At 42.9% G+C, this 23,920-nt stretch carries 26 protein-coding genes; 18 read left to right on the top strand and 8 right to left on the bottom strand.

Translation table 11 applies throughout. From position 1 onward, the window contains the following. Positions 1-306: 306 nt before the first annotated feature. The 13 genes from H5181_RS11865 to H5181_RS11805 all read left to right on the top strand — a co-directional run bounded on the left by H5181_RS11865 (position 307) and on the right by H5181_RS11805 (position 12,275). Positions 307-1,662, top strand: a complete 1,356-nt coding sequence (locus H5181_RS11865; protein WP_182751110.1) for an NCS2 family permease — start codon at positions 307-309, stop codon at positions 1,660-1,662. Positions 1,663-2,318: 656 nt separating this feature from the next. After that, complete coding sequence (atpD, locus tag H5181_RS11860; RefSeq protein ID WP_182751109.1) at positions 2,319-3,743, top strand: F0F1 ATP synthase subunit beta; 1,425 nt, start codon at positions 2,319-2,321, stop codon at positions 3,741-3,743. A 36-nt stretch (positions 3,744-3,779) separates the two neighbouring features. Beyond that, positions 3,780-4,190, top strand: coding sequence for a F0F1 ATP synthase subunit epsilon (locus tag H5181_RS11855; RefSeq protein WP_011638494.1), 411 nt, complete (start codon positions 3,780-3,782; stop codon positions 4,188-4,190). 200 nt (positions 4,191-4,390) lie between these two features. Continuing rightward, complete coding sequence (locus H5181_RS11850) at positions 4,391-4,768, top strand: AtpZ/AtpI family protein (protein ID WP_011638495.1); 378 nt, start codon at positions 4,391-4,393, stop codon at positions 4,766-4,768. A 106-nt stretch (positions 4,769-4,874) separates the two neighbouring features. Continuing rightward, a complete protein-coding gene (locus H5181_RS11845; RefSeq protein WP_011638496.1) occupies positions 4,875-5,219 on the top strand; it encodes an ATP synthase subunit I in 345 nt (114 codons plus the stop codon). Beyond that, positions 5,216-5,956: a F0F1 ATP synthase subunit A gene (locus tag H5181_RS11840; RefSeq protein WP_182751108.1), complete on the top strand. Its 741-nt coding sequence runs from the start codon at positions 5,216-5,218 to the stop codon at positions 5,954-5,956. Before H5181_RS11845 ends, H5181_RS11840 begins: the two co-directional genes overlap by 4 nt. 31 nt (positions 5,957-5,987) lie before the next feature. Beyond that, positions 5,988-6,269, top strand: a complete 282-nt coding sequence (locus H5181_RS11835; RefSeq protein ID WP_011638498.1) for a F0F1 ATP synthase subunit C — start codon at positions 5,988-5,990, stop codon at positions 6,267-6,269. Positions 6,270-6,272: 3 nt separating this feature from the next. Next, positions 6,273-7,109 carry a F0F1 ATP synthase subunit delta gene (locus tag H5181_RS11830; protein WP_011638499.1) on the top strand — a complete coding sequence of 279 codons (837 nt, stop codon included), beginning with the start codon at positions 6,273-6,275 and terminating at the stop codon, positions 7,107-7,109. Continuing rightward, complete coding sequence (locus tag H5181_RS11825) at positions 7,093-8,646, top strand: alternate F1F0 ATPase, F1 subunit alpha (protein ID WP_182751107.1); 1,554 nt, start codon at positions 7,093-7,095, stop codon at positions 8,644-8,646. Before H5181_RS11830 ends, H5181_RS11825 begins: the two co-directional genes overlap by 17 nt. Then, complete coding sequence (locus H5181_RS11820) at positions 8,643-9,521, top strand: F0F1 ATP synthase subunit gamma (RefSeq protein WP_182751106.1); 879 nt, start codon at positions 8,643-8,645, stop codon at positions 9,519-9,521. Before H5181_RS11825 ends, H5181_RS11820 begins: the two co-directional genes overlap by 4 nt. 316 nt (positions 9,522-9,837) lie before the next feature. Beyond that, a complete protein-coding gene (gene ompV, locus H5181_RS11815) occupies positions 9,838-10,611 on the top strand; it encodes an outer membrane protein OmpV (protein WP_182751105.1) in 774 nt (257 codons plus the stop codon). A 19-nt stretch (positions 10,612-10,630) separates the two neighbouring features. After that, positions 10,631-11,089 (top strand): CC0125/CC1285 family lipoprotein, encoded by a 459-nt coding sequence (locus H5181_RS11810; protein ID WP_011638503.1) that lies wholly within the window; start codon positions 10,631-10,633, stop codon positions 11,087-11,089. Positions 11,090-11,276: 187 nt separating this feature from the next. Beyond that, positions 11,277-12,275 carry a hypothetical protein gene (locus tag H5181_RS11805; RefSeq protein WP_182751125.1) on the top strand — a complete coding sequence of 333 codons (999 nt, stop codon included), beginning with the start codon at positions 11,277-11,279 and terminating at the stop codon, positions 12,273-12,275. A 138-nt stretch (positions 12,276-12,413) separates the two neighbouring features. Here the strand turns inward: H5181_RS11805 and H5181_RS11800 are convergent, their stop codons facing one another. The 5 genes from H5181_RS11800 to H5181_RS11780 all read right to left on the bottom strand — a co-directional run bounded on the left by H5181_RS11800 (position 12,414) and on the right by H5181_RS11780 (position 16,390). Continuing rightward, positions 12,414-13,724, bottom strand: coding sequence for an ATP-binding protein (locus tag H5181_RS11800; protein WP_182751104.1), 1,311 nt, complete (start codon positions 13,722-13,724; stop codon positions 12,414-12,416). Next, positions 13,721-14,425: a response regulator gene (locus tag H5181_RS11795; RefSeq protein ID WP_182751103.1), complete on the bottom strand. Its 705-nt coding sequence runs from the start codon at positions 14,423-14,425 to the stop codon at positions 13,721-13,723. Before H5181_RS11795 ends, H5181_RS11800 begins: the two co-directional genes overlap by 4 nt. Before the next feature lie 2 nt (positions 14,426-14,427). Then, positions 14,428-14,847, bottom strand: a complete 420-nt coding sequence (locus tag H5181_RS11790; protein ID WP_257984967.1) for a DUF3019 domain-containing protein — start codon at positions 14,845-14,847, stop codon at positions 14,428-14,430. An 8-nt stretch (positions 14,848-14,855) separates the two neighbouring features. After that, positions 14,856-15,707: a MipA/OmpV family protein gene (locus tag H5181_RS11785; RefSeq protein WP_182751124.1), complete on the bottom strand. Its 852-nt coding sequence runs from the start codon at positions 15,705-15,707 to the stop codon at positions 14,856-14,858. A gap of 251 nt (positions 15,708-15,958) precedes the next feature. After that, positions 15,959-16,390 (bottom strand): MarR family transcriptional regulator, encoded by a 432-nt coding sequence (locus H5181_RS11780; RefSeq protein ID WP_310734282.1) that lies wholly within the window; start codon positions 16,388-16,390, stop codon positions 15,959-15,961. Between the two features lie 90 nt (positions 16,391-16,480). Between H5181_RS11780 and H5181_RS11775 the strand changes: the two genes are divergently transcribed. The 5 genes from H5181_RS11775 (at position 16,481) to purT (ending at position 21,492) form a co-directional block, all read left to right on the top strand. Continuing rightward, positions 16,481-16,927 (top strand): DUF2798 domain-containing protein, encoded by a 447-nt coding sequence (locus H5181_RS11775; RefSeq protein WP_011638510.1) that lies wholly within the window; start codon positions 16,481-16,483, stop codon positions 16,925-16,927. A gap of 45 nt (positions 16,928-16,972) precedes the next feature. After that, positions 16,973-17,413 (top strand): cupin domain-containing protein, encoded by a 441-nt coding sequence (locus H5181_RS11770; RefSeq protein WP_257984926.1) that lies wholly within the window; start codon positions 16,973-16,975, stop codon positions 17,411-17,413. Between the two features lie 509 nt (positions 17,414-17,922). Further along, entirely contained in the window at positions 17,923-19,224 is a 1,302-nt protein-coding gene (locus tag H5181_RS11765) for a DEAD/DEAH box helicase (RefSeq protein ID WP_059744719.1), read from the top strand. A 125-nt stretch (positions 19,225-19,349) separates the two neighbouring features. After that, positions 19,350-19,985, top strand: a complete 636-nt coding sequence (locus H5181_RS11760) for a peroxiredoxin-like family protein (protein ID WP_182751101.1) — start codon at positions 19,350-19,352, stop codon at positions 19,983-19,985. Between the two features lie 316 nt (positions 19,986-20,301). Beyond that, on the top strand, positions 20,302-21,492 hold the full coding sequence (gene purT, locus H5181_RS11755; protein WP_182751100.1) for a formate-dependent phosphoribosylglycinamide formyltransferase: 1,191 nt from the start codon (positions 20,302-20,304) through the stop codon (positions 21,490-21,492). A 183-nt stretch (positions 21,493-21,675) separates the two neighbouring features. Here the strand turns inward: purT and H5181_RS11750 are convergent, their stop codons facing one another. The 3 genes from H5181_RS11750 to djlA form a co-directional block, all read right to left on the bottom strand. Next, positions 21,676-21,843, bottom strand: coding sequence for a hypothetical protein (locus H5181_RS11750; RefSeq protein ID WP_182751099.1), 168 nt, complete (start codon positions 21,841-21,843; stop codon positions 21,676-21,678). 272 nt (positions 21,844-22,115) lie between these two features. Beyond that, positions 22,116-23,069: a D-2-hydroxyacid dehydrogenase gene (locus tag H5181_RS11745; protein WP_182751098.1), complete on the bottom strand. Its 954-nt coding sequence runs from the start codon at positions 23,067-23,069 to the stop codon at positions 22,116-22,118. 46 nt (positions 23,070-23,115) lie between these two features. Then, positions 23,116-23,889, bottom strand: a complete 774-nt coding sequence (gene djlA / locus H5181_RS11740) for a co-chaperone DjlA (protein ID WP_011638516.1) — start codon at positions 23,887-23,889, stop codon at positions 23,116-23,118. Between the last annotated feature and the right edge of the window lie 31 nt (positions 23,890-23,920).

Raw genomic sequence — 23,920 nt, 5'->3', positions numbered from 1 at the left:
AGCAATCTGTTTTTGGGGTGCATTTTTTACTCATATAGCAAAAAATGTTGGCCGCTTCCTATTTCCCCATTGTTGATTGTTGTAAACTCCGCGCCGACAAAGGCTGTGTTGGTAAGAGTAAATTTTACCAGACATGTGTATAACAAATTTGTTTATCACAATATTCGCAGGTCACTAACGCTATATGCGCCAAGTGGATCTCTCACCCAAGTATTTCTCGTTTGGGGCTCTACCTGCCATAGCCGTGTCGCCAATGAATGACCATTGGTTAACTCATCATTTAAGAGATCAAAAGGTATCATCACTATGAAGTCTGAACAGACTCTCTCTAACACTGCTGTTTCTGATTCATTTTTGGATCGCTATTTCAATATTTCTGCCCGAGGAAGTACCTTAAAACGTGAAGTCATTGCTGGCTTAACAACGTTTTTGGCTATGGTTTATTCGGTAATTGTAGTGCCAAACATGTTGGGCACTGCTGGGTTTGACCCTGCGGCAGTGTTTATCGCTACCTGCTTAATTGCCGCATTTGGTTCGTTGCTCATGGGGCTATGGGCTAATTTGCCAATGGCCATTGGTTGTGCAATTTCACTCACCGCATTTACTGCATTTAGTATGGTGCTAGGCCAGGGAATATCGATTCCTGTCACCCTTGGCGCTATTTTCCTAATGGGTATCGTGTTTACACTTGTGAGTGTCACTGGCATTCGTCAATGGGTACTCACTAACCTGCCAACCGGTATTGCTCACGGTACGGGTATTGGTATTGGTTTGTTTTTACTCCTTATTGCAACCAATAGCGTAAAATTGATTGTATCTAACGATGCCGGTTTACCTGTGAAGCTTGGTGATATTAATAGCTTACCGGTTATCGCTACAATTGTTGGTCTTGCTATGACGATTGGGCTTGAACGCCGAGGCATGCCTGGTGGCATATTGCTGGTCATCGTCGGGTTATCAATTTTTGGGTTAATATTTGATCCTAGCGTGACATATCAAGGCTTATTTGCTTTGCCTGACTTGATGTCTGAAACATCGCTAATTGGTCAGCTCGATATTATGGGCGCACTGAACCCAGTGGTACTGCCTATTGTGTTGGCATTAGTGATGACCGCTATCTTCGATGCAACTGGCACAATTAGAGCGGTTGCAGGGCAAGCGGAACTTCTCGATGATAAAGACAATATTGTTGGCGGTGGCAAGGCACTGACATCCGATTCTGTCAGCAGTATTTTTGCAGGCGTGGTCGGCGGCGCACCAGCAGCGGTGTATATTGAATCCGCAGCAGGCACCGCTGCAGGTGGCAAAACCGGCCTGACCGCGACCATCGTTGGCTTGTTATTTTTGATGATGATGTTTTTAGCACCGTTAAGCTTTTTAGTGCCTGCTTATGCGACTGCTCCAGCGCTGATGTATGTTGGTTTACTGATGCTAAGCAATGTCACCAAGCTTGATTTTGACGATAAAGTGGATGCAATGGCAGGCCTAACCTGCGCGGTATTTATTATTTTAAGCTGTAATATCGTTACTGGGATTATGCTTGGGTTTGTTACCTTGGTGATTGGCCGCATGTGCAGTGGCGAGTGGCGTAAACTACGACTTGGGGTTATGTTAATTACCCTCGGCTTAGTCGCCTTTTACATGGGTGGTTGGGCAATTTAACACCATTGTTGAGCGAATATTAAGGCCAGCCATCGAGGCTGGCCTTTTTGTTGTCGACGGAAATATTGGCAACGACAATGCGATAATCTCCCGCCCCAATATCTGAAAGATGGCAATCAAAGTCACAACAGCCGACATCGCTAACTTGTCGATTATTCAGTAAATCATTTCAACCTCATTACTAACCACCAGCAGTGCCGTTATTACTCATTTCTTAGACAAGGTTAAGCCGAGGTTGAACCGCTCTATTACTCTGAATTGATCTGCGTCAACGCAAAGCACGCCAAAAGGTTTTTAATAAAGTAATGAGCTAAATATTTGCAAGCATTTTGTTAGGATTGATTACTCAGTTTTACGTTGGATATGTGTTTGGTTGAGCTAATGCGTTGGTCTATTCTAGGCTTTTCGACACCTTTAAAAATAGTGTCCGTATTTGATTTTTACTGATACTGGTCATCGCCAATCACATGGTAAAACAGCTCCGCTAGTACTATAACTAATAGACCAATAACACTCGAATAGAACAAGTCATTGGCTTGCTGTCATAAATAGAGACTGACACTTAATCAAAGTCTAGCGATGCTGACAAATCTGTAAGTCTTCTATTATTTACCTCTATGCACTTCAATCTGGTTATCGGAGATAATCGAAAGAATATGATGGATAGAAAAAATGCCTCACCCAATTCAGGTACAGTTATAGCGATACGCGGTAGTGTCGTCGATATTCTGTTTGCTGAGCAACTCCCTCCTATTCGCTCCTTATTAACTACTGGGCACCAGCAGCAAATTTTAATCGAAGTTTTTTCGCAACTAGATGAACATCGAGTGCGCTGCATCGCGCTGACACCAACACAAGGGCTAGCAAGAGGCATGTTGGTAGAAGACAGCGGCGGCCCCTTATTGGCACCTGTTGGTAAAACCATTCTATCGCGCATGTTTGATGTTTTTGGTAACGCCATTGATCGTAAGGCCCCCCCAATAGGTACTCAATGGCGTTCAGTTCATAACGAACCGCCGGCCATCGCTCAACTGGCGACTAAATCCCAAGTATTCGAAACCGGAATCAAAGTGATCGATGTGTTAATGCCGCTTGAGCGTGGCGGCAAAGCGGGGTTATTTGGTGGTGCTGGTGTAGGTAAAACGGTATTACTGACAGAAATGATCCACAACATGGTCGGCCAACATGCTGGTGTGAGTATTTTTTGCGGTATTGGTGAGCGTTGTCGTGAAGGCGAAGAACTCTACCGTGAGATGAAAACCGCAGGCGTGTTGGATAACATGGTAATGGTGTTCGGTCAGATGAATGAACCACCTGGAGCACGCTTTCGTGTAGGCCATGCCGCATTAACCATGGCCGAATATTTTCGCGACGATGAACATCGCGATGTACTGTTACTGATTGATAATATTTTCCGTTTTATTCAGGCGGGTATGGAAGTGTCCGGCTTAATGGGACAAATGCCAGCCCGTTTAGGATATCAACCAACCTTGGGCACCGAGTTGTCGCAACTCGAAGACCGTATCGCCAATACTGACAGCGGCGCGATTACATCCATTCAAGCGGTATATGTACCAGCAGATGATTTTACCGATCCCGCTGCGGTACATACCTTTTCGCATCTCTCGGCATCAATTGTACTATCGCGAAAACGGGCCAGTGAAGGCCTTTATCCAGCCATTGATCCGCTGCTATCTAATTCAAAAATGGCCACACCGAGCATTATCGGTCGAAGGCACTATGACTTGGCGCAGAAAATACGCAGCACACTGGCACAATACGCAGAACTTAAAGACATTATCGCCATGTTAGGCATGGAACAATTATCGCCAGCGGATCATAAGATTGTGGCGCGCGCTCGTCGTCTCGAACGCTTTTTTACCCAGCCTTTTTTTACTACCGAACAGTTCACCAGTATGCCCGGAAAGCTGGTGAGTCTTAATGATGCTCTGGATGGATGCGAACGAATTTTACACGATGAATTTAAAGACTATCCAGAGAGTGCCCTATATATGATTGGTTCAATTGATGAAGCTGTTAGCAAGTATCGCCCTAAGCTCGACAGAGTAAACAGTCAGTAGTCGTGGACAAGTAAACAGACAAACAAGGACCGGAATATGCAGTCTGCACACATGAACCTTAAAATTTTGCTGCCTTATAAGGTTTTTGCTGAGCAGAAAAATGTGGTGCGCATTGTCGCGGTTACGCATCAAGGTTCGTTTGGCATCTTGCCACATCGGCTTGACTGCGTGGCGTCACTGACAGCTGGGTTATTGGTGTTTGAGTACGATGGTGCTGATGAAGTGTACGTTGCTATTGATGAAGGTGTACTGGTTAAAACGGGCTTTGATGTACTGATTTCGGTGCGTAATGCCATAGGCGGTTTGGCGTTGAGCGAATTACATCAAGCCGTTGAGCAAGAATTTATGCACTTAGATGAACAAGAACAGCAATTGCGTTCGGTACTGATCAAGATGGAAAGTAATTTCATGCGACGCCTGACTGAGTTCCATCATGACAGAGTTTAGGGCCTATCGTTCTATCAAGATGAATGTTGCCTGAAGGGTTCGGCTTAACGCTTTAGTGTTTTTAAAAGCTGAATGGTTGTTGTTGAGTGTTGGCTATTGGCTTGAATGACAAGACGCCACACAGAGTTAGTGTCGCAATGTTATCTGAAGAGTTAGACCTTAGGACACATATTAAATATGGAAAACAACAGGCTCTCACTATGAATCATAAACCAGAGGAAAACATCACTCCGGAAAAGTCACATTCCGAACCGCCAAAGCCTGAAAAAGATAAGTCCAACAACGACAAGTTTAGCCAGCAAGTTGAAGACATGGCGACACGAAAACTGAAGGCGCAGCGACATATCAATAAAACCGTCTGGACCGGTTTTGGGATGATGGGGCTTATTGGTTGGTCGGTGGTAATCCCAACGGTGCTTGGTGCAGTACTCGGAATGTGGCTGGATAAACACTATCCTGGCGAACATTCCAGAACCTTAATGTTATTGATTATTGGGTTATGCCTGGGTTGTTTTAATGCTTGGCATTGGGTTGATAAAGAAGATAAGGAAATTCACCGAGGTGATGAACTCGATTGATTTTTTAGGCCACTTATTTGATGCAACTTATTGACGCAACTTATTTGATACAAAATTAGTTGGTAGCAAATGACTCAATAGAAAAGTACTTGATGGAAAAGTCATTATGGAAAACGTATTGGTAGACAACATATTTGTAGAGCTCACATTGGCATTACTGGCAGGTGCATTGCTAGGGGTCTTTTTTTTCGCCGGACTTTGGTGGACGGTTCGCCAGCTAAAATCGACTCAACATGTTGCGTTGTTATTTATCGCCAGTCTGTTATTTCGCTCCGCCATTGTGATCGCTGGCTTCTATTTTATCGCTGGCGACAATGGATACCATTTATTAGCCGGATTACTCGGATTTATGTTAGTGCGCCTCATGGCAACGCGATACACCCTGCAGGTAGAGCAGGCTCAACCGTTGAGAAAAACACTTATAGTCGATAAACAAGAAGACCGTTTATGAACCTTAGCCCCGACCAAATTATTTTCTGGCAAATGAGCTTTGTAAAGCTCAACGCAGCCATTGTATTTACTTGGATAGTAATGATGTTATTGGTGATTGGCTCAATCCTGATTACCAGAAAGTTATCCAAGGATATGCAGCGTTCTCGCTGGCAAAATTTGCTGGAAGTGGTGGTCATTACCATTAGCAAACAGATTGAAGAGGTTGGTCTGAGTAATCCTCATAAATATCTTGGATTTCTCGGTTCGTTATTTTTGTTTATCGCCACCTCAGCTATCTGTACGGTGATCCCCGGCTTCGAACCGCCTACGGGTTCACTTTCCAGTACCGTAGCGCTGGCGCTATGTGTATTTGTAGCAGTACCTATGTTTGGTATAGAGAAGCAAGGCTTGCGCGGCTACCTCGCCTCCTACACAAAGCCTACTGTCATTATGTTGCCATTTAACCTTATCAGTGAGGTGTCGCGTACGCTGGCCTTAGCGGTGCGACTGTTTGGCAACATGATGAGTGGAGTGATGATCCTCGGTATTCTGTTGAGTATTACTCCCTTTTTGTTTCCTATTGTCATGACTCTGCTCGGTTTACTCACTGGCATGGTACAGGCCTACATCTTTTTTATTTTAGCAACCGTGTACATCGCTGCGGCGACTCGCATTCAACAACCGGAGCGCGAACTTGCGCAAGATGGCTCGGCCTCCACCGAGAAACAAGATACAAAAACGGGCTCTCAACAATGAACCAACACCTTGAATTGATTTAGGAGTGATTATGGACAGCATAACAATTATAGCAATGGTATCGATTATCACCGCAGGGTTTACCATCACCATCGGTGTTATTGGACCTTCACTCGGTGAAGGAAAGGCGGTAGCGACGGCTCTATCCTCTTTGGCCCAGCAGCCAGATGCATCAGCCACCATTACCCGCACACTGTTTGTTGGTTTGGCGATGATAGAATCAACCGCGATCTATTGTTTTGTGGTAACGATGATACTGCTATTTGCTAACCCTTTTTGGAATTACGTGATCGACCAAGCTGCGGGTATATAGGCTATGTTAATCGATTGGTTTACCGTATTTGCGCAAGTGATAAATTTTTTGGTACTCGTGTGGCTACTGAAGCGGTTTTTATATCGGCCCATTCTTGATTCCATCGATGCCCGTGAAAAACGAATTGCCGCAGAAATAGCAGACACTAAGGCTAAAAGAATTGAAGCAGAGCTTCAACGAGAAGAGTTTCAACAAAAAAATGCCGATTTTGAGCAACAAAAAACCACTCGTATAAATAAGCTAAAAGATGAAACAGAAGCCGAACGTGTTCGTTTATTTGAAGCTGTAAGACTGGAGTCACAAGACCTACGAAAAAAATTACAATTAGCGCTTAAAAACGAGCAACTCAATTTGCAAGTGGCAATCAGCCAACGCGCACGGGAAGAAATATTCTCGATAGCCCGTAAGGTACTTGGCGATCTTGCTGGAACCTCTCTAGAAGCAGCCATGACAGATATTTTCATTCACCGTTTGAATACCTTAAACGATGAGGAAATAGCCTCGCTACAATCAGCAATATCTCCAGCAATTAATGCCGCTGCACAACCTATTTTAATTCGAACCGCCTTTGCACTTCCAACACCGCAGTGCTCACTTATTGAAGCGGCTATTAAAAAAATATTGAGTCACGACATACCAATCCAATTTTCAATAGAGCCCGATGTCATCAGTGGAATTGAACTCAGTATCAAAGGGCAAAAAATCTCATGGAGTATTAACGAATACCTCAGTTCATTAGCAAAACGGGTTGACGAGTTACTGCAATCCCCTATGAATATTGAACAAGCTAACGATACTCACTCAACAACAAAGACAGACAGTCATGAAGCTAGCGCCTGATTTACTGCAAGCAACCTTTGAGCAGACATTTTCGATTCTGCAGCAAGCGCGACGGTCTTTTTCGCCACAACTGCAACCACGAGAAATAGGCACCATTACCAGTATTGCTACTGGCATAGCAAAAGTGTCAGGTTTACCTGGGGTCGGTTTTGAAGAAATACTGAAATTCCCCAGTGATATTTTTGGCATTGCCTTTAATGTTGATGAAGATGAAATAGGCGCGGTACTGCTTGGGGATTACTGGCATTTGCAGGCAGGTGATGAAGTCGAACGCTGTGGGCATCTAGTTGATGTGCCAGTGGGAGAAGGCCTGCTCGGCCGTATTATCAATCCTATCGGTGAGCCCTTAGATGGCAAAGGCAGACTGATTGCCAGTGCACGCTTACCCATTGAGCGTCCCTCTCCTGCAATTATGAATCGAGCACCTGTTAGTGTGCCTTTGCAAACCGGCATTAAAGTTATCGATGCGCTTATTCCTGTTGGCCTTGGGCAACGTGAATTAATCCTCGGTGATAGGCAAACGGGTAAAACCGCCATTGCCGTTGATACCATACTTAATCAGCGTGACAAAAATGTACTCTGCGTATATTGCGCGATTGGTCAGCGCGCCTCAGGTGTGGCAAAAGTGATTGCGACACTGCATGAACAAGGCGCCTTAGAATATACCGTTGTGGTGGTTACCGAAGGCAATGATCCTCCAGGCCTTGCTTATATTGCCCCTTATGCAGCGACCAGTATTGCAGAATACTTTATGCAGCAAGGCCGCAATGTATTAATTGTGTATGACGACCTGACCCACCATGCCAGAGCCTATCGAGAGTTATCTCTGCTGTTACGTCGGCCGCCCGGTCGTGAAGCTTTTCCCGGCGATATCTTTTACATCCATTCGCGATTGCTAGAGCGGGCAACTCACTTGAGCCCAAATTTAGGCGGAGGATCATTAACCGCGCTACCCATTATTGAAACCGAAGCGCAGGATATTTCCGCCTATATTCCGACAAATCTTATTTCAATTACCGATGGGCAAATATACCTTTCACCCTCGTTATTTGAATTGGGCGTACTGCCCGCTATCGACGTCGGGAAATCGGTTTCTCGTGTCGGTGGCAAAGCTCAACGAGCCGCTTACCGAGCAGTCGCATCAAACCTAAAACTGGCTTACGGTCAGTTTGAAGAACTGGAAACATTTGCTAGCTTTGGCGCACGATTGGATGACAGCACACTAAAAATTATCGACCATGGTCGACGCATTCGCGCTTGCCTGAAACAAGCAGAGTCCACGCCCATCTCGATGATTGAACAAATTGCTGTATTACTGGCATTAACCGCTAATCTATTTGATGAAGTCCCTTTAGATGCAATGAGCCAAGCCGAGCTTGCTGTACGCGCGGCCACTGCCGATATCCCTGTTGAAATTACCGCAAGATTAGCAAGCACCGAAAAATTAACAGATGAAGATCGCGACGCGATTTTGCAACCGGTCCGAGATGCACTTGCAGCATTTATGCACAGTCAAAAGCGAAAGGAAATCACATGAGTGAAGGCGTTACCAGTCTACGTCACCAAATCACCAATGCGGAAGAACTTGACTCTGTAGTGCGCAGTATGAAAGCTATGGCGTCGTCTAATATCAGTCAATATGAAAACGCAGTTCGCTCGTTGGATGATTATTATCGTACCGTGCAACTTGGATTAACAGCCTGTTTTCAGCAACATAAATCCACCCGCTCCATCGCTAAAAAAGCACAACCAGATAAAGCATCCATTGGTGTAATCGTATTTGGTTCCGACCAAGGCCTTGTCGGGCAATTCAATGAAGTCATGGTGGAGTTTGTCAGCGATTCATTAATGAAATTGCCAGGCAATAAAACCCTATGGGCTGTGGGCGAACGTCTTCAGTCGCGGCTAGCAGACACCAAGCTCACACTGGAGCGAGGTTTTATGCTACCAAATTCCATCAATACTGTTTCGACACTGGTCGGTAACATTTTGATAGAAATGGAAACGCAGCGAGAACAAGGAACAATCGATAAAGTATATCTTTTTCATCATCGTCCCCATTCTGGTTCAATATACACCCCAGTAAGCCAACAACTTTTACCGCTGGATCACCATTGGCAACATAACCTTGCTAGTATTCATTGGCCGACCAATAACTTACCCGAGGTCATGCCTGAGCGGGAGCAAACGTTACGCGCTATGGTGCGCGAATATCTTTTTGTCAGTCTGTTCAGAGCTTGCGCAGAATCACTTGCCAGTGAAAATGCCAGTCGCTTGTCTGCAATGCAGCGGGCAGAAAAAAACATCGACGAACTGCATGCAAGCCTTAAGCAAAAATTTCATAGCCTACGTCAAAGTGGTATCGATGCGGAATTGTTTGATGTCATCTGTGGATTTGGAACAATGGAATAAAAATAGGTTGAATATCAAGGAGCCGAATACTGCTTTGTTTTATTTCAGCTCTACGACTGTAATAATTTGAAGTGCTGCAACCCCCAACCCATACTGAAATGACTAACTAACCTGAACTAGGGATAACTAACTGAGAAAGCCAACCGGACTAAGGAAAGCATAAAATCATGGTGTTAACCAATCCAACGACTTTGTAGATTACTGGGTAACTAGAACGCCTTAGCTGATGGCAAGTTACAATTGGATACAGTGTCCTGATTACAACTGCAATATAGTGACCCCACTAACATTAAACAGACGTAATAAGGATCCAAAAATGAAAAAAATCTGCTTCGCGATTTCAGCAATCGTAATGTCAAGCCATGTCATGGCACAGGACAACACTTACATTCGCAACGGTAATATATACAGTAATCAGGGCCAGTATTTTGTTGGCGCAGGCGTGGCCACTGGCAGCAAGTTTTTTAAAGGGCAAGACGACCAAACAGGGGTGTATTTTAACGGTGGTTACCACGGTGAAGACTTTAACGCCGATTTAAGCGGTATCAATTATCGTTTTTTAGGTGACAATGACAGCGCAATAAATTTCAGTGTTTTTATTGTTGCCAACCCAGGCTTTGATGCAGACAGCGCCGATGTGCTAAAAGGCATGAAAGATCGTGATTTCAGTGGTGATTTAGGCTTAAATGCCGATTTCCATGTAGGCGAAGGCACGCTTTCGGCTAAATTTCAGCACGATGTCACCAGTGTTTACAATGGCTATCAGGCTGATATTACCTATTACCATCCAATGGATTTAGGTTTTGCCAGCTTAGTACCTTATGCCGGCGCCCAATACTTCAGTAAAGAGTTCGTCAATTACTACACTGGCGTATCATCTTTGGAAGCAACCTCAGCACGTCCAGCTTATCAAAGCAACGGTGCACTGGCCCTCAAGGTCGGTTATGCCTTGGTTATTCCTATCACGGAAAACCTAGATCTTACACAAAGTACAGCTTACACCCACCTAGGGGCTAACATGGCTGATTCACCTATCGTAGCCTCTGATAATCAATGGTTAACAACCTTTGGTGTGAGCTATAGCTTTTAATCAATAGCGAGATAACAGGATGAAATCAATAATTAATTTATGCTTATGCGCAGGCATAGCATTAGTGCTGACGGCATGTGCTACCCCCTATGATACCCAAAAGCATTTCTGGTCGTTTGGTGAAGGATTTGAAACCGTGCAAATTGCCCCTAATAGCTGGCAAATCAGCTTTGTGGGCAATACCAATACCGACAGAGGTTTGGCACGAAAATACGTAATGCGAAAATCAGCCGAGCTTAGCCAACAGGCGGGGTTTGCCTACTTTGCTTTTACTAATGAACATTTGGATCGCGACTCAGTAGGTCAATTTGGTGTCGGCTTTGAAGGTGGTCATGACACCTTATGGGGAAGCTCAAGCACAACTCAAGAAACCTCAGTTCTGGTGGAAGTAACAGGCCTTCATGTCAAAGAAGAACACCAAGGATCTCGAGTGTATGACGTCAACTTCATTTTAAGCAATGTGGATGTAGAAGGTTAACCTCTAACAGTATCCGACTTACGTTCGCGCCGTACTAGTACGAATGCACTGGCTAGGCGCGAACCCGCTTTACACAATCAAATTCAGATAATAACTTAGCTAATAGTTCATCTTATGGACCAAATACCTTCAAGAGTGAGCATTAGCTTCACGTCAATATTCTGGTGTATTAATGTATAAGGTTTTTATGAACAAAATTGTCATCTTATTACTGACAACTCTGCTTGTATTACAAGCTTGTGGCTGTTCAGATAATAAAAAGGTCGTTGTTAACCAAAAGGTCAATGACGTTCATATCATTCAACCTGATAACGTCGCCGAATATATTGAGACGTTTAAGTTGCAATATGAACAGCTGGATCTTCAAATTGATGGCGTAAAATACAAGATTTTATTTGTTGATAGGGATGAAACTGACAAGGTCATCATAGCTAAATATGATAAAGGGCTGATTTATCTTGGTTTTGATTTTGAAAAAGAACAGCCCATCAACAGCATCACGCTACTAGAGGGCGACACCAGTAATCTTGAACACTTCAGCCCTACTGCTATATTAAAAGGCATTAATATTGGGCTCAGTGAGCAAGAAGACTATATGGTTTACCAAGGTTCAATTGAAGAAGTTAATACCAAACATCTTCATTCAATTAGTGTTGTCATCAATGAATCGCTACTAGGGGCTGGAGATTCAACATTAACTCTTAATGGTAACGTGGCGACGTTAAATGGCACATTAGGCACATCTACCTATATTCAAATGGATGAGTTAATAAAAACAAAATCCTTCGATACGCTTAAGTTTGGCAAAGTGAACGGCTCAATAAATGATGATATTAATATGCATACAGGCCGCCTTATTCGCGCAGCTAATTTAACAACATTGATGCCAAAAGGCAGCTTCGCTTATTCTGGTGGTGTTGATCTATTTGCCGCTGGTAGTCAGAGGATTTACCAAGATGGTGGTGAATTAGGGGTTCATTCTTGGTGCTGTATTGCCGGAAAAGATGCAGGTCAATTAAGTAAAGCAGACCCTGCCCATGGGGCACAATTAACGTACTTTAGAGAAATGCTTGGCGCAGAAAAAGGCCCCGAATTTTATTTCTTTACCATTAACGCAGCCCCAGCCGCTACTGTTTATAAGATGCAAAGAGCCGATATGATAAAATATAATCTAGTCACTGAGTAGCCACCTAAAACTCAGTTACACTAGCTCAGTAATAACTAGCACTTCCCCTTATAATACCGTGAGCTTGTTGTTTGTTTCAGATAACAAGCTCTCGTTCTGTCTTTATTTACTGACTCACAGTGCTTTAACATTATACAGTCAGACTGCACTGTCTGAAATCGAGCACGATTCAAAAGCCAGTGATAGCCTAGCTCCGCCTAATTCTGGCGCTCGGCTAATGTGAAGCTTTGATCCCATCCATAAACCAATACGATCCACAATTGCTAACCCCATGCCATGGCCCATATTGCCGCGGCTGTGTTTACCCCGCACGAAAGGCTTGATCACTTGCATCGCTTCTAGCTCGTCTATACCTTGACCATCATCATCTACGTGGATCCACAGCACTTGATGCTCAACAACTAGACTTACACGAATATGTGAACAGCTAAAACGCTGGGCGTTGCTGAGTAGATTATTCATCTGCATAGATAAGTATTTAGGATCGACATTAACTGTGACTGCTTGAGGTATAGACAACAATTCAATCTGATGTTCACCATCATCATGATCTAATACTTTATTCTGTAACCAAGCATTTAACTCTATGGTCTGCCTATTTAACGGAATGTCACCTTGGCCTAATCGAGCATAGCTTAGCAAAGTCATCACTAAGTCTTCCATGGTGTCTAAGTCGCGATTTATGCGTTGGAAATACTTAATTTTTAGCTGTGGATTTTGCGTTTCTTCCAATGCTTCAATGCCAAATCTTAACCTTGCTATGGGGGTTTTTAAATCATGCGACACAGCGCGGCTCAGCAATTTATTGTCATCGAGTAGCTGCTGAATGCGGTCAGCCATGCGGTTGAACTCTGCTTCAATAGTGCCGATATAGGAGGTCTTACTCACTGTAATCCGTTGTTGTAATTCCCCCATACCAAATGCTTGAGTGGCTTGACTTAAATTGATCAGACGGCGAATCAACGGTGACACCCACAACAGTAAAATCAGCACCACACCAAGGTAAAACAACATGGTATACAGCCTATTAAGGTTCAAACCACTATCGTTTTCTATTATCAACGGAGTAGTGATATTGAGCACTTGGCCAGTACTGGATAATAAATAGTGCAACGATATGCCTTCATCGGATTCCAACATCAGAAACTTATCGGTATCGAACTGGGCTTTTAGCGTCGGCGGTAATATAAATTCAACGCTGCCCATTAAAGCCAGCTGCTCAATATTATGTTGATTCCAACTCGTCAGAAAAGCTTGGCTTTGAAGCTGATGATTATCTAATGTTTTGGCTAACCCCGCCCCCATTAAGGTTAGCGCGGCAAGCTGATTGGCCGGATTAGGTTGATCATCTTCTTGATGATAAAAACTGGCAAACTCACTAATAGACCAGCCTAGACTGGCAATGGTCACTAGCACCACCAACACCAAAGAAATGATAAGTTTTTTCATGATGTAGGCGCTGCATCATCGCGGCAAAACAAATAGCCTTTGCCACGAATGGTTTTGACTTTATAGGGCTGGTCTTGAGCTTCTTGAAGCTTTTTGCGTAAGCGAGATACGCGGATATCCACGGAGCGATCTAGGCCATCATATTCTATGCCCCTAAGCTGAGACACTAGGTCAATACGGCTCACCACTTTGCCCGCCTGCAATGCCAGCAGCCATAAGACATCGAATTCATTGTCATTAAGTCCCAATGCTTGCTGATGAACCGTGACCGTTTTAGCGGTAGCATTAAGCACTAGGGCACCAAATACCAGCTGTTGTTTAGGCTCTTCATCATTGGCGCGGCGCAGTAACGCTTTAATCCGTGCCAGCAAGACTTGCGGCCGAATAGGTTTGGTGAGGTAATCATCGGCGCCCATTTCCAACCCCTGAATTTCATCCCCATCTTCAACACAGGCGGTCATAAATAAAATAGGCCCTGAATAAAAGCCCCTCGCCTCTTTGCAAACATCGAAACCGTTTTTCACTGGGATCATTACATCCAGTAAGACCAGATCCGGCAGTTCTTCAGCGATCATGTCTAAGGCATAATCACCTTGACTGGCAACAGTTACCTCATAGTCATGATCCAGTAAATAATCACTGATCCACTCAGCCAAAGAAGTGTCGTCTTCTACCACTAATATGTGCTTTTTCACTGCCATAACTAGAATAACCTCCAACCTGATTGGCTCTGTTTGGGAGCCTTATAAACCCAAGTCACTACCACTTTAACTCTAGCCAAGGGATCAGCTTTATCATCGGTGATTAAACTGAAAGAGGTTGTCTTATCACCTTCAAAACTATAGTGATATTCTTGCAAGCTTGCCCCATTCCAACACGTTAGCTGACGCCCACTTTTACTCATCACTAGGCAATAGTCGCCTTTACTTGGCGTTTGCCAGCGAAACAATACATCTTGATAGCAAATTTGCCCTTTATGCAAGGCAACGCAACGCTCGGGAGTTGCAGTGAAGGCGATGGTATTGTCCTGACTAAAAGCAGAGATAGGTGTAAGAATAGCGACGCAGATAACTGAGTGGAACAGTGCCGAGAAAAATGCAAAAGAGACATTAAATTTCTTCATAATGCCCCCTAAAACACATAGCTAATAGAGGCGTTAAAAAACGACCCATAATCAGCTTGATTAAAAGGACTATTCGTTATTTCCTTGGAAAGCACATTGAGGCGATACATGGCGCGAAATACCAGTTTCTCACTCAGCGGATAAGCTACACCGAGTTCTATACCGTATGTTACAGCGCTACCTGGGCGATACTCAGGAAATAGCTCAGTCGCTTCTGAGCTCTCAACGCCAAAAAGGCGCCGACTGAGCTTCGATGATGCGTATTCAATACTGGCTAATGCATGAAAATTCCAATTACGAACCTGCCAAGATTTCCCCAACCGAGCAGAGCTAGCAATGCCTTGAGCATCAAAATAATCACTTACTATTCGATACTGAAAAATATAGTCATCATCCCAATAGCGTGTAGCCCTGAAACCAGCACCAATAAAGAGTGAATCCATCGACATTAGGTATTCATTACGAACAGCTTCATCCAAAGTATTAGGGGCATCATCTGGATTACGGCTAGTGGAACTTTGCAAGTTGGCGGCAAGAAAATCTAGAGACCAATTAGGTGAACTCCACAGATTTATACCCAAATTAATCCCATCTTGAGATTCATGTATCATCTCTATAAATAGACCTTTGTATTGATACATGCCGCTGATGAGTAAAGAAGGCTGCACAGACTCATGTTCAGTTTGGCGAATATCTAACTGATTGGTACCGTAAACACTGGCTCCAAGCTCAAAGTAACCGCCATCAGCAAGGCGTGATTCTCCGCCGCGGCTCACACTAGTCGCTATGTCTGAAGCCACCACTAAGTTAGGCGTTAACAGCAGTCCCAATAACAAACTTCTAAGTAAAATTACATTCATTTTATTCATATTTTTTATCGTGATGTTAGTTTCATAGAGCAAAGAGTTGGTGGCATTTCAGCTCGGCATAAAAAAGTTATATGCATGTCCACAAGGGTATTTATTTCCCACAGTTCTATTGGCCCGCTTTTTAAATACTGCGATTAACACTATAGGATTAAAAGTTTAAGATTAACAAAGTATTGCCGCCGCTAGTTTACCCTATTACTCTCTAAGGCTAAATCCGCTACTTAGCATATTATCTCTTACAGCTATCTTTTCAGATTCTGAGCCATTTCTAATGCTATAGAATTAAATTGATCAACTTGTCTCTCCGTTATTGAATCCAGCATGACTTTCATGATGTTATTTTCAATATGCAATAATTGCTTCAAAATTTCTTGTCCAAATTCAGATAATTCGATCAAATGGCTTCTGCTATCCAATGGATTAAGCACTTTATAAATTAAATTCTTTTTAAGCATATCTCTAACTAGTCTAGCTACTTGCCCTTTATCCCTATCTAGTTGTTCGGAGATATAAGCCGCCGTACAGTTACCAATGCGATTAATACAATGAAGCGACTGAATTTCCATTGGAGCAATATCAATACCTGCTTCACGTATTTCTTTGTTTACACATGATTTAAAGGTATGAGTAAGCGATAAAAAAGAATCTGGGATTTGTATAGTCAAAATTGACACCTCTTAATAAGTTGACACTATCAACTATAGCAGCTAAAATTCGACCTGTACATTGTTGACAGTATCAACCATTTTTAAAAGGTGATGAATATGAAGAAAATAGCAAAGAAAATCCTAGTTACGGTGTCTTTAATTTTGACGCTAATCGGCAGCCTTACTTTTGTGATGACTTATCAAAATATCGGCTTTGGCGAAAAGTTTTTTTATCAATGGATAGTGTCGACATTATTAGCAGCCACTACTATGGCTCCAATAGGATTCATGATGATTACAGTCATCAGTAAAATTGCTCTTCTTATTTTCCCCAATGTCTCAGAAGCAAAGCGTAACGTTGCTATTGGTGTCGCAATGGCATTGGTAATGGAAGGTATTATGGCATTAGTAACAACCCTTAATAACATTGGATTTACGGCATTATCAGAACTCATTACAGCTTGGTGGAGCGCGCTAATTATTGCTCTACCACTAGGACTACTAATCTCTTTAATGATGACAACATTAGTTAAACCTAAGCTTGAACGGTACCTAGCTAGATAGATAGATAGAATATTTACATAGAATAATACGGAATTGAGTGTGATTATGATGAGATACAAACATGTAAAAGCTGGCGATGCCGAAAGATACAATCTTAACCAAGGTGAAATAACTTCAATTCTTGCCTCTGGTGTTGACACAGATTATCGAGTTTCCATCTTTGATAGCATGCTTCCTAAAGGCAATGAAGCTCCTTGGCATTACCATGAAATTGATGATGAAATATTTTATCTGATTTCAGGAGAAATTGAGTTTGGCGTAGAGAATGAGGAGTTTGTTGCACGTGCTGGCGATCTTGTTATTGCAGGGCCTAATGTAAAAAGGCGTTTTAAGGCTATCATTGATAGCCATTTACTCGTCATCAATGCACCATCTGGCCCATCGGAGTGTTTTATTAGAGATATTTCAAAATTCAACCAGGATAATTTACCAACTGATTCAGACAAGCAGATGTTTATAGATAAATACAAAATTTACATACTCTAACAATATAATATTACTAGGTTTAACAAAATTTTCTGATGGGTTTTTCGTTGCACTTAAAATCAGTCGCAAATGCGGATATTTTCGCATATTCGATAGCCATCTATTTTATCATCGAAATCCTATTAACTAAAACCACTTTTCTAACTCACTTCAGTCCAAATGTGAGTTATCTGACCCACACTCAAGGTGCTGCAAATAACATTGCTATAACGCCATATCACCTAAACAATTCTCGACTAAAAAATCTTATCGTTAGGCACAGATAAAGTTCAGGATTTAAACAAAAGTTTGTTATACTCCGCGGCCGCTTATCGATGGCGCTCAATTGGGTGTATCATTCAAGCTTAACGTTTTTCAACTATCCTAAGACGTTAATCAACCCAGTTAAGCATAAGTTCAGCCATTTAATAATGGCTATCGGCCCAAATATTCTAGATTGACCTTGTGCAGCTAACTTAGCTTGCTACAACTTAATCGCTTTGTTTTGATGTACATACAGGAACCGCACCATGAAATTCGAATCTTTTAGCTTCGCCCCAGAAATATTACGCGCGATCGCTGAGTGCGGTTATCAATCTATGACGCCAATTCAACAACAAGCGATTCCGGCAATCCGTCGTGGTGAAGATGTCCTAGCAAGCGCTCAAACAGGCACGGGTAAAACAGCAGCATTTGCACTGCCTATATTACAAAGAATGTGTGATAACCCAAAAGAGACGATGCCGTCTAACACTCGTACCTTAATTCTGACTCCAACTCGTGAGCTTGCCGCACAGGTTGCAGACAACATTAGCGCTTACAGTAAGCATCTTAATTTAACGGTATTAACCATTTATGGTGGCGTTAAAATAGAGACCCAATCACAAAAACTTAAACGCGGTGCCGACGTTATTGTTGCTACACCAGGTCGTTTACTTGAACACATTGTGGCGTGTAACTTAAGTTTGTCGAATGTTGAGTTTTTAGTACTCGATGAAGCCGACCGTATGCTTGATATGGGCTTTAGTGCTGACATTAAAAAGATTCTCCAAGCCGTAAACAAAAAACGTCAAAACATGTTGTTTTCTGCGACCTTCTCTTCTGAGGTTAAAAAGCTAGCGAATGACATGCTTGAAAAGCCTAAAGTGATTACTGTTGATAAACAAAACACTACTGCCGACACCGTTAGCCAGGTGGTATATCCAGTAGAGCAGCGCCGTAAGCGTGAATTAATATCTGAACTTATTGGTACCAAAAACTGGCAACAGGTGTTGGTGTTTACCGCGACTCGTGACGCTGCAGACAAATTGGTCAAAGAGCTTAACTTAGATGGTATTCCATCGGGTGTGGTTCATGGCGAGAAAGCACAAGGCAGCCGTCGTCGTGCGTTACGTGAATTTGTTGAAGGTAAAATTCGTGTATTAGTGGCCACCGAAGTAGCAGCCCGTGGTCTTGATATTAAAAATCTTGAATACGTTGTTAACTACGATTTACCATTTTTAGCCGAAGATTACGTCCACCGTATTGGCCGTACTGGTCGTGCAGGTAAAACTGGTGTGGCAATTTCGTTTGTGAGCCGCGAAGAAGAGCGCACCCTAGCTGATATTGAAAAGCTAATCGGTCAACCAATTCGTCGAGTGACTGTACCGGGTTATGAAGTCGGTAGCCGTGAAGTACTGCTTAAGCAAATTGAAAAGCGTCGTAGTTTTGCTAAAAAACAACAACGTGGTGATAACGCTGGCGCTCAGATGATTGCTGAGAAAAACATGGATGGACGTCGTGTTAAAGTGGGTAAAGTTAGCAGCACGGTTAAATACAAAAAGATTAAATAACTCAGCAAGAAAGAGCTAATGGTAATCGAAAAAAGCGCTTAGGCGCTTTTTTTGTGTTTGAATGAAATGAACTGTGTGATTATAAGGTCTACTCTAGTCGGGACATTACTCTATAAGGACTTATCATGTTAAAAACCCTGCTTATTGCCACAGCACTTATGTTAACCAGTTTAGCCAGTGTGGCTAAGCCCATTGCCAGTGACGAGAACAATGTTATGCCACTGCTCAATGGTCACCAAATACCTGCAGTAACCCTGCTAGATGTAGATGGTAAAGCGGTTGAACTCAGTAAGCTTGTGGCCCAAAAGCCGACTATATTCTTCTTTTACCGTGGCGGTTGGTGTCCATTTTGTAATTCGCAAATGGGTCAGTTAAAAGCAATTGAACCGAAACTGCTTGAGATGGGTTTTCAATTAGTGGGAATATCACCTGATACCCCAGAAAAAATGCGTGCGTCGATGAATAAACAAGAACTCGATTATTTGTTGTTGTCAGATACGTCAATGGCGGCATCGCGAGCATTTGGTTTAGCCTATTACACCAGTGCAGATATCACTAAAAAATATACCGCCAGTTTAGCGGTAACCAATGAACTGTTTACTACCCCAGCGGGTGACAAACGCTTAGTGTTACCCGTGCCAGCAGTCTATGTGGCAGATAAAAGTGGTTTGATTCATTTTCAATATGTGAACCCAAACTACAAGGTTCGCCCTGCGCCAGAGCTAATTTTAACCGCTGCTGAGTTACTCGTTAAACCTTAGTTAACGCCAAATTCAAATAGAATCTAGCCAACATTAATCCAATAATGTTGGCTTTTTTTATCTTATCCCCTCCCCTGAATTCTACGCTGTAGTGTTATGACTATTACCCACTCACACTTGGCATTTTCGACCACCACACTTCTACCCCCCTACAAATCTAGACTTATCGTAATAAAATACAATCTTTCATCACAAAAAAACCCGAAATACATGCGCTTCTAGCCAATGATTGATTTTTATATTGGATTTTTAACACCTCATCTCGTTACACTGTTCTGTATATAAGAATATCCCTACACAGAGGCTGTAAATTACCATGTCTATTACTACTACATTTGGCACAGCAAATACTTCTGGCACGATTAAGGCGATGCTATTAGGTTGCGGAGAGCTCGGCAAAGAAGTTGCCATTGAGCTACAACGTTACGGAATTGAAGTTATCGGAGTTGATCGCTATCCCAATGCCCCAGCAATGCAAATTGCCCATCGTTTTCATGTGATTAACATGCTGGATGCAAAAGCATTAAAAGATGTTATCGAGCTTGAACAGCCAGATTTAGTGATTCCAGAAATTGAAGCCATTGCCACCCAAACGTTAGTGGAACTAGAGCAGCAAGGTTTGCATGTAGTACCAACCGCTAACGCAGCTAAACTCACCATGGATCGTGAAGGTATACGCCGACTTGCGGCAGAAACGTTATCAATACCAACATCAAAGTACTTTTTCTGTGACACTCTAGCTGAATTTGAACAGGCCGTTACCGACATTGGCATTCCATGCGTGGTTAAGCCAGTAATGAGTTCGTCTGGTAAAGGCCAGAGTGTGATTAAGTCAGCACAAACCATTCAGCAAGCATGGGCTTACGCCCAAGAAGGTGGTCGAGCAGGTAAAGGACGAGTGATTGTTGAAGCTTTTATTCCATTTGATTACGAAATTACCTTACTGACGATTAGCGCCGTAAATGGTATCCACTTTTGCGACCCAATTGGCCATAGACAAGAAGATGGCGATTATCGTGAATCGTGGCAACCCCAATCGATGTCGGCTAAGGTATTACACAAGGCACAAGCCATGAGCCAACGAGTTGTTGAGGCATTAGGTGGATATGGACTCTTTGGTGTTGAGCTATTTATTCGTGGTGATGAAGTGTATTTTTCTGAAGTGTCGCCAAGGCCACATGATACAGGTTTAGTGACCTTAATCAGCCAGGATTTATCTGAGTTTGCCTTGCATGTACGTGCGATTTTAGGATTACCAATAAGCAATATTGTGCAGCATGGTCCTAGTGCTTCTGCGGTTATTCTTGCCGAAGGCACATCCACCAATATCCGTTACCAGGGTATGGCTGCCGCCTTAGCGCCAGCCGATACTCAATTACGCTTGTTTGGTAAGCCAGACATTGATGGCCGCCGCCGCTTAGGTGTAGCGCTAGCCCGCGATAACTCGGTAGAACAAGCGGTCGAAAAAGCGAAAACCGTTGCCAGTCATATCAAGGTACTATTTTAACGTCATTGAATATTGTTTTAACGTCACTGGATATTATTTTAACGTCTAACTTAATGATGAACTAAGCCGTGGAATATCTGCGGCTTAGTTTTTTGCTTTAGGCATTGGTTTAGGTAGAGGTTTATCCGCTAAATGAAAGTGCACTAACATCAATAATCGAAACAGCGCCTTAAGCTTACGATCTTACTCAAGCTTGCCCGCGTTAATCAATTTGCGCAGCACAGCTATTTTCATGTATAGATTTTTAACTAACACATCGCTTTGATACTCTAAGTATTTATCAAACTCTTTATAACCGTCAATGGTTTGCGGAGCCAACTTAGCCTGACGAATATGTAATCCCGACAGCATCGCTTTATCAAACGCTTGAGTTTCTAGCCCCTTGATAATGTCGGCAGCACTGAATTTTGCACCAAGCCATCCACAATAAAATGAATATTCGATTCAATTTCAAATTGCAGTGCATGAGTGTCATGAAGCACGTTATCAAATCTTGTACGTTCTTTATCGACAAAATCAAACAAGATTTTCAGAGTGACATGTGCAGATCCCGTTCAGGGCTCAATGCTGAACACTAAAGTTTTACACTCAACACATTCAAAGTGAGTGATGAGTGCTCGTGTTTAGTCGTTAATTCGATTCAACACTTTACCTTGTTGAAAATGTCGTACATTTTCAACCGCAATGTTGAGTAGATTTTGTCTAGCTTGTAATGTCGCCCATGCAATATGCGGCGTGATAGTAATGTTGGCTGCACTAAGTAGTGGGTTATTGCTACTGGGTGGCTCTGTCGATAACACGTCAACTGCCGCAAAGCCGTTACCATTATTTAACCACTGGGCTAAATCGGTTTCATTAATCAAGTCGCCGCGAGCGGTATTCACTAATAAACAGCCCGGTTTAAGTAAGCGTAAACTGTCGCTATTGATCATGTATTTGGTTACGGCACTCAGCGGACAATGCAGCGAAATAATATCGGCTTGTTGCAGCAAGTTGTCACGTTCACACCATTGAATAGCATCAGGTAAATTGGTTTTAGGTTTAGCACTGGTAATCAACACTTTCATACCAAACGCAGCACCTAAATGAGCAACCTGTTGGCCAATATCACCATAACCTACAACACCCAGCGTGAGGCCTTTTAATGAAGTTAATGGGGATAAGGTAAAACAAAAATCTCGTTGCGTTACCCATTGTCCTTGTTTTACGGCTTGATCATGTAAAGCAACTTGTTGCTTATGATGTAAAATATGGGCAAACACCATTTGTGCTACGGCATCGGGGCCATAAGCAGGAATGTTAGTGACAACAATCCCCTGCGCTTTTGCTGCATCAACATCGACCACATTGGTTCCAGTGGCTAGAACACCGATATAGGTTAATGCGGGCAGTTGCTTTAAGGTCGCGTCACTCAATAGGGTTTTATTGGTCAGTACGATTTGAGCGCCTTGGCAACGACTCACGATTTGGTCGAGTGTTGTATGGTCGTAAATATCGCATTCGCCTAATGCTTCAAGCGCTTGCCAACTCAAATCACCCGGATTAAGTGTATAACCATCTAATACTACTATTTTCATTTACTGCCCCATTCCATTGCTTACAAAAATACGTTATTAGATTGCGCTAACGCATTCCTCTAGAGGTTTTAATGCGCTCGTAAGCGGCTTGAATATCTTGTGCTTTGGTGTTGGCTAATTCCATCATCTCTTCAGGTAAGCCTTTAGCCACAAGTTTGTCTGGATGATGTTCATTCATCAACTTGCGGTAAGTTCGTTTTACGTCTTGATCGCTAGCAGATTCTTGCACGCCTAGCAGCACATAGGCATCAGTAAGCGGCATTTTATTACCTTGTGGCGACTGATGATGACTAAACTCAGCTTGCCAACGTGCCAGTAAAGCATCCAGTTGTGCAGCAAGGCCAAGCTTAGTGGCAATAACAGACAATATTTGCTTTTCATTGGCGTGTAATTCACCATCGGCCAAGGCAGTTTGAATTTGGATTTCCAAGAACATTTGCGCTAGCTCAACCCGCCCTTGAGTGGCTTGTCGAAACAGTTCTAGCTGCTTTAGCAAATCAAAATCTGCTTGGCGACCTTGACGAAAAGCCGTTTGCGCATCGATACGTGACTGACCAGACAACTTCATTTGATCCATTAACATGGTAGCAATACGAATATCAGTTTCAGTCACTCGCCCTGACGCTTTAGCAACATGGCCCATTACGGCAAATGTAGAATTAAAAAACATCGCCTGACGTTCACTGCCTTTGCGCATTATCGAGGTTAGTCCTTGGCGCCTGTCAAAAGCATGGCCTAACCATAATCCTAAAATCGCACCAAAAAACCGCCCGAACATATACCCAATGATAAACCCAAAAACTTTACCCCAAATTCGCATGTTGTTTTCCACTACGGTTAATAATTAATAC

This window comes from Shewanella sp. SG44-2 (assembly GCF_014164215.1).
GTDB classification, from domain to species: Bacteria; Pseudomonadota; Gammaproteobacteria; order Enterobacterales; family Shewanellaceae; genus Shewanella; species Shewanella frigidimarina.
The sequence above is the reverse complement of the archived record's forward strand: the minus strand, read 5'-3'. Positions and strand labels throughout refer to the sequence as shown.

Excerpts from the sequence above, each read along its gene's own strand:
- H5181_RS11785 (WP_182751124.1), bottom strand. The coding sequence starts at position 15,707 with ATGAATGTAATTTTACTTAGAAGTTTGTTATTGGGACTGCTGTTAACG.
- H5181_RS11760 (WP_182751101.1), top strand. The coding sequence starts at position 19,350 with ATGTTAAAAACCCTGCTTATTGCCACAGCACTTATGTTAACCAGTTTA.
- H5181_RS11790 (WP_257984967.1), bottom strand. The coding sequence starts at position 14,847 with ATGAAGAAATTTAATGTCTCTTTTGCATTTTTCTCGGCACTGTTCCAC.
- ompV (WP_182751105.1), top strand. The coding sequence starts at position 9,838 with ATGAAAAAAATCTGCTTCGCGATTTCAGCAATCGTAATGTCAAGCCAT.
- H5181_RS11805 (WP_182751125.1), top strand. The coding sequence starts at position 11,277 with ATGAACAAAATTGTCATCTTATTACTGACAACTCTGCTTGTATTACAA.
- H5181_RS11820 (WP_182751106.1), top strand. The coding sequence starts at position 8,643 with ATGAGTGAAGGCGTTACCAGTCTACGTCACCAAATCACCAATGCGGAA.
- H5181_RS11830 (WP_011638499.1), top strand. The coding sequence starts at position 6,273 with ATGTTAATCGATTGGTTTACCGTATTTGCGCAAGTGATAAATTTTTTG.
- purT (WP_182751100.1), top strand. The coding sequence starts at position 20,302 with ATGTCTATTACTACTACATTTGGCACAGCAAATACTTCTGGCACGATT.
- H5181_RS11810 (WP_011638503.1), top strand. The coding sequence starts at position 10,631 with ATGAAATCAATAATTAATTTATGCTTATGCGCAGGCATAGCATTAGTG.
- H5181_RS11795 (WP_182751103.1), bottom strand. The coding sequence starts at position 14,425 with ATGGCAGTGAAAAAGCACATATTAGTGGTAGAAGACGACACTTCTTTG.
- H5181_RS11840 (WP_182751108.1), top strand. The coding sequence starts at position 5,216 with ATGAACCTTAGCCCCGACCAAATTATTTTCTGGCAAATGAGCTTTGTA.
- H5181_RS11845 (WP_011638496.1), top strand. The coding sequence starts at position 4,875 with ATGGAAAACGTATTGGTAGACAACATATTTGTAGAGCTCACATTGGCA.
- H5181_RS11800 (WP_182751104.1), bottom strand. The coding sequence starts at position 13,724 with ATGAAAAAACTTATCATTTCTTTGGTGTTGGTGGTGCTAGTGACCATT.
- H5181_RS11825 (WP_182751107.1), top strand. The coding sequence starts at position 7,093 with ATGAAGCTAGCGCCTGATTTACTGCAAGCAACCTTTGAGCAGACATTT.
- H5181_RS11865 (WP_182751110.1), top strand. The coding sequence starts at position 307 with ATGAAGTCTGAACAGACTCTCTCTAACACTGCTGTTTCTGATTCATTT.
- H5181_RS11765 (WP_059744719.1), top strand. The coding sequence starts at position 17,923 with ATGAAATTCGAATCTTTTAGCTTCGCCCCAGAAATATTACGCGCGATC.
- H5181_RS11835 (WP_011638498.1), top strand. The coding sequence starts at position 5,988 with ATGGACAGCATAACAATTATAGCAATGGTATCGATTATCACCGCAGGG.
- djlA (WP_011638516.1), bottom strand. The coding sequence starts at position 23,889 with ATGCGAATTTGGGGTAAAGTTTTTGGGTTTATCATTGGGTATATGTTC.
- atpD (WP_182751109.1), top strand. The coding sequence starts at position 2,319 with ATGATGGATAGAAAAAATGCCTCACCCAATTCAGGTACAGTTATAGCG.
- H5181_RS11850 (WP_011638495.1), top strand. The coding sequence starts at position 4,391 with ATGAATCATAAACCAGAGGAAAACATCACTCCGGAAAAGTCACATTCC.
- H5181_RS11745 (WP_182751098.1), bottom strand. The coding sequence starts at position 23,069 with ATGAAAATAGTAGTATTAGATGGTTATACACTTAATCCGGGTGATTTG.
- H5181_RS11855 (WP_011638494.1), top strand. The coding sequence starts at position 3,780 with ATGCAGTCTGCACACATGAACCTTAAAATTTTGCTGCCTTATAAGGTT.
- H5181_RS11750 (WP_182751099.1), bottom strand. The coding sequence starts at position 21,843 with ATGCTGTCGGGATTACATATTCGTCAGGCTAAGTTGGCTCCGCAAACC.
- H5181_RS11775 (WP_011638510.1), top strand. The coding sequence starts at position 16,481 with ATGAAGAAAATAGCAAAGAAAATCCTAGTTACGGTGTCTTTAATTTTG.
- H5181_RS11770 (WP_257984926.1), top strand. The coding sequence starts at position 16,973 with ATGATGAGATACAAACATGTAAAAGCTGGCGATGCCGAAAGATACAAT.